Genomic DNA, 4473 nt, shown 5'->3' on the forward strand with positions numbered 1-4473 from the left:
CCGGGTGGTCGCCCGCACGACGTCCGGCCGGGTGCGGGTCGGCCACGCCGCGCCGCTGGGCCCGCTGCCGATCTGAGCGTTGCCGATCTGAGCGTTGCCGATCTGAGCGTTGCCGATCTGAGCGCTGGGAGCGGTCCGGTCGTGCCCGCGGGGCCGGCCGATCCGGTGGATCTGGGCGGACCTGCGGCATTGGCCACACCCGTCCGCGGCCGGTCGCAGCGGGCCCGCCGCGGTCCGCCCCGTGGGCGGGGTCCGTCCATGGGTGTGGTCCCGTTCCAGCTAGTCTCGTCGCATGACGGCGGTACCGAGTGTGAGCGCGAAACCGGCGACGATGGCGGAGTTCCTCGCTTCGGGGCACCCGTCGTTCTCCTTCGAGTTCTTCCCGCCCAAGACGCCCGACGGCGAGCGCCAGCTGTGGACCGCCCTGCGGCAGATCGAGGCGCTGCGGCCCTCGTTCGTCTCGGTGACCTACGGCGCCGGCGGCTCCAACCGGGAGGGCACGATCCGGGTCACCGAGCGGATCGCCACGGAAACGACGCTCACCCCGATCGCGCACCTCACCGCGGTGAACCACTCGGTCGCCGAACTGCGCCAGGTGATCGGCACGTACGCCGGCGCCGGCGTGCGCAACGTCCTCGCGCTGCGCGGCGATCCGCCCGGCGACCCGCAGGGCGTCTGGACGGCGCATGAGCAGGGCGTGGAGTACGCCGCGGACCTGGTGCGCCTCGTCCGCTCGGTCGGGGACTTCTGCGTCGGGGTCGCGGCTTTCCCGGACAAGCACCCCCGCTCGGCGGACTTCGACTCCGACGCCCGCCACCTGGTCGGCAAGTTCGACGCCGGCGCGGACTACGCCATCACCCAGTTCTTCTTCGGCGCCGAGGACTACTTCCGCCTCGTCGACCGGGTCCGGGCCCTGGGCTGCGACAAGCCGATCATTCCCGGGATCATGCCGGTGACGAACGTCGCGCAGATCGTCCGGATGGCCCAGCTCTCCGGCGCGGCCTTCCCGCCGGCGCTGGCCGACCGGCTCCAGGGCGTCGCCGACGACCCCGCCGCCGTGCGGGCGATCGGCCTCGAGGTGGCGACCGAACTGTCCCGCACGCTGCTCGACGGCGGCGCGCCCGGGCTGCACTTCATCACCCTGAACCGGTCCAGCGCGACCAGGGAGATCTTCCAGGCGGTGCGGTAGCGCCGTCGGCCGACCGCCGCGGTCGTACCGGAACCGGTCGCCTTCGAGGCTGCGCCGCTGTCGGGTCCGCGCCGCTGTCGGGTCCGCGCCGCTGTCGGGTCCGCGCCGTCGTCGGGTCCGCGCCGTCGTCGGGTCCGCGCCGTCGTCGGGTCCTTCAGTCGTCCAGCTCCCGGTCGTCGAGCTCCCGGTCGTCGAGGTCGCGGTCGTCGAGGTCGCGGCTACGACCGAGGCCCGGCGCGTCGTGATCGTCGTAGGCGTCGAAGACGCAGAGCAGCCATTCGTCGCGGAACGACTGTTCGCGCACCAGGGCGAAGCCCGCCTGGTTCGCCGCGTCGACCACCGCGGCGACCAGGCCGAGGTCGAGGGTGTTGAAGACCGGGGTGATCCGGACCGCGAGGATCACCTGGTCGCGGTGCGGCGCGAAGATCGCCTCGGCGTCGAGGTCGGCGAAGGTCTCCACCACGCCGGCTGGCTGCTCGTTCACATCGCTCCTGTCATCGGACCCGCGCCTCGGCCTGCCCGCCCGAACGGTGGCAAATCCCGTGGTCGGAGTACCAGGTGACTCTACGTCCAGGCACCATGGGCGGCGTGCATAGGCCGGTGCCGAACCGCGAGACCTATCTGGCCCGCTGGGCGACGCTGCACGGCGGCTACGACCCGGCGAATGGCCTGTGGCTGGTGCGCGCCTGGCTGGGGCTCATCCACCGGCTCGCGAGCCCCTTCGCCGCGCTGCGGGTGCCGCCCTCGGCGGTCACCGCGGCCGGTGTGGCGCTCGTGGCGCTCGCCGTCCCGGCGGCCGCCACGGGTGGGCGCTGGCCGCTGCTCGGTGTGGCGGCGCTGCTCCTCGGTGGGTTGGCCGACAGCGTGGACGGCGCGGTGGCGGTGCTCACCGACCGCGTCAGCGCCTGGGGCTACGTGCTGGACTCGGTGGCGGACCGCTGCGGCGACGCGCTGTGCCTGCTGGCGCTGTGGTACCTCGGCGCCCCCGGCGGGCTGGTCGTCGCCGCGGGTGTCGCGCTCGGCCTGCTCGAATACACCCGGGCGCGGGCAGGTTGCGCCGGGTTCGCCGAGATCGGCGTGGTGACAGTGGGTGAACGGCCGACCCGGCTGATCGTCGCCGGGTTCGGACTGGCTGGCGCGGGGGTCGTTCCCGGGCTGGCCGGCACCGTCGCCGGCGCCGCCGCCGGGGGGACGCTCGCGGTCGCCGTGATCGGTCTCGGTCAGCTCACGGTCACCGTGCGCGCGGCGTTGGCCGGGGACGGCCAGGGCGGCGACCGTCCCGCCGACTGACCCGCGCACCGACCCCCATCCATATGTGTACTGAATATTTTCTGAGCGCTACAACTCGGAAAACTTTTCCCACTCCGTAGAAGCGGGCGAAAAACTGGTATTGACCCGAAGGTGCGGATGCATTGCTACGATTCGCCCGTAACTCGGTCGCTCAACGGTCGCGGTGGCGCGATCCGTACCCGGCGGTCCCTGCCCTCCACAAAGGATTCGGGAAAATGCTTTCGCACATCGCCCGCAAACTGTCCCCGCCGCGCGTGGTCGCGATCGTTCTCGCACTGACCGCGGCCGTCCTGCTGAGCCTGCTGCCCACCTGGCGGGCGCAGGCGGCGACGCCGACCCCGGCGCCCGCCACCGAGGCAGAGGCCGTCAGCAGCACGCCCGGCCAGCCCGGACGCGTCCTCCTGCTCGGCCGGATCGCCCGTCCGCTGCGCCTGACCGTGGCCGACCTCGCCAGCAAGTACCCGCAGCACACCCAGACCGTCACCTTCGCCAGCGCAGCGGGCCAGCAGACCCACACCTACACCGGCCCGCTGCTCTACGACGTGCTGCAGGCGGCCAGGCCGTCGTTCCGCGCCGACGTGAAGAACGACGCGCTGCGTTACGCCGCCGTCGTGCACGCCAGCGACGGCTACGAGTCGGTCGTGTCCTGGGGTGAGATCGCCCCTGGCTTCGCCGGCTCGGCGAGCCTGCTCGCCGTGACCGAGGACGGCGCGTCGCTCGCGACCACCGGGCCCCGGCTGACCGCCCCCGACGACACCAAGGGCGGCCGTTACGTCAGCGGCGTCACCGCAGTCCTTCTCGCGCGCGTCGGCCTGTAGACGCCGGCCTGTCCAGCGTCGCCGGGTTCGTCGGGCCCGTCAGGCCGGCCCGATGAGCCCGGCGACGATCTGCGCGGACCGCACGACCAGCGGCAGCCCGCCGCCGGGATGCGCCGAGCCGCCGACGTGGAACAGCCCGGGCACGCCGGTGGCGTTCGGTGGGCGCAGGAACGCCGCCCGCATCCCGTTCGACGACGTGCCGTAGATCGACCCGCCGACCGCGCCGGTGCGCCGTTCCAGGTCGGCCGGCGTGATCGTCTCGTACCACCGAAGCCGTCCCCGGAAGTCGAACCCGCGGGCCGCGAGCAGGTCGAGCACCTGACGGGCGTACCCGTCGGCCAGGCCCGGCCGGTCCCAGTCCAGGCCATGCCCGGACGCCGCGGGCCTGCCGTCACCTCCCGCCGGCACGTGGGGCGCGGCGTTGACCAGGACGAAGACCGCCTCGTCGCCGGGCGGGGCGCAGGCCGGGTCGGCGGGGGAGCTGAGATAGACCGCTGGGTCGACGGCGAGGCGGCCGGCGAAGACCGCGTCGAACTCGTCGTCGTAGTGCGCTGGGAACGTCACCGTGTGGTGTCCCAGCCCAGGGGTGCGGCCCGACAGAGCCAGCAGCAGCACGAACCCGGACATCGATGGCGTGGCGCGGCGCACCCGGCGGCGGCCGGCGCGATCGGCGGGATCCGCGACGAGCCGGCCGTGGAGCGCGGCCGCGTCGACGTTGGCGACGACGACGTCGGCGGGCAGCAGCCGGCCGTCGACGAGACGCACCCCGTCCACCCGACCACCGGGAGTGCGGGTCACCGTCAGCACCCGGGTGTCGAGCAGGAACCGGGCGCCGCGCTCCTGCGCGCGCGCCGCGATGACCGCGCCGAGGCGGCGCAGCCCACCGGGGACGTACCAGCCGCCGAAGTGCCGTTCGGCGTGGACGACCGAGACCAGCGCGGCCGGGGCGCGGCGCGGGTCGGAACCGGAATATGTCGCGTACCGGTCGAGCAGCTGGCGCAGTCGTGGATCGGGCAGCAGAGCGCGGCCGAGCCCGCGCAGAGTCCGGCCGGGGGCGACCGTGGCGAGATCCGCCGGCCGGACCGACGCGAGCCGGGCGAGGCCGCCGAGCCGTACCGGTTGTGACAGGAACGGCCCGTCGGCCGCCTCGAACACCCGGGCGGCGCGGGCCGCCAC

At 73.9% G+C, this 4473-nt stretch carries 4 protein-coding genes and 1 pseudogene; 3 read left to right on the top strand and 2 right to left on the bottom strand.

The window, feature by feature from the left end:
* Positions 1-292 precede the first annotated feature (292 nt).
* Positions 293-1189: a methylenetetrahydrofolate reductase [NAD(P)H] gene (gene metF / locus MXD58_RS20755; RefSeq protein WP_248840087.1), complete on the top strand. Its 897-nt coding sequence runs from the start codon at positions 293-295 to the stop codon at positions 1187-1189.
* Positions 1190-1427: 238 nt separating this feature from the next.
* Here metF and MXD58_RS20760 read toward each other — a convergent pair.
* Positions 1428-1673 (bottom strand): annotated as a pseudogene (locus MXD58_RS20760) (hypothetical protein); the annotation flags it as partial.
* A 74-nt stretch (positions 1674-1747) separates the two neighbouring features.
* Here MXD58_RS20760 and MXD58_RS20765 point away from each other — a divergent pair.
* Positions 1748-2479: a CDP-alcohol phosphatidyltransferase family protein gene (locus MXD58_RS20765; RefSeq protein ID WP_308302008.1), complete on the top strand. Its 732-nt coding sequence runs from the start codon at positions 1748-1750 to the stop codon at positions 2477-2479.
* A gap of 215 nt (positions 2480-2694) precedes the next feature.
* Positions 2695-3297 (top strand): molybdopterin-binding protein, encoded by a 603-nt coding sequence (locus MXD58_RS20770; RefSeq protein ID WP_248840086.1) that lies wholly within the window; start codon positions 2695-2697, stop codon positions 3295-3297.
* 39 nt (positions 3298-3336) lie between these two features.
* Here the strand turns inward: MXD58_RS20770 and MXD58_RS20775 are convergent.
* A partial coding sequence (locus MXD58_RS20775; protein WP_250609765.1) for a phytoene desaturase family protein occupies positions 3337-4473 on the bottom strand: 1137 nt, incomplete at its 5' end.

It is taken from the genome of Frankia sp. AgKG'84/4 (assembly GCF_023242965.2).
GTDB lineage: Bacteria > Actinomycetota > Actinomycetes > Frankiales > Frankiaceae > Frankia.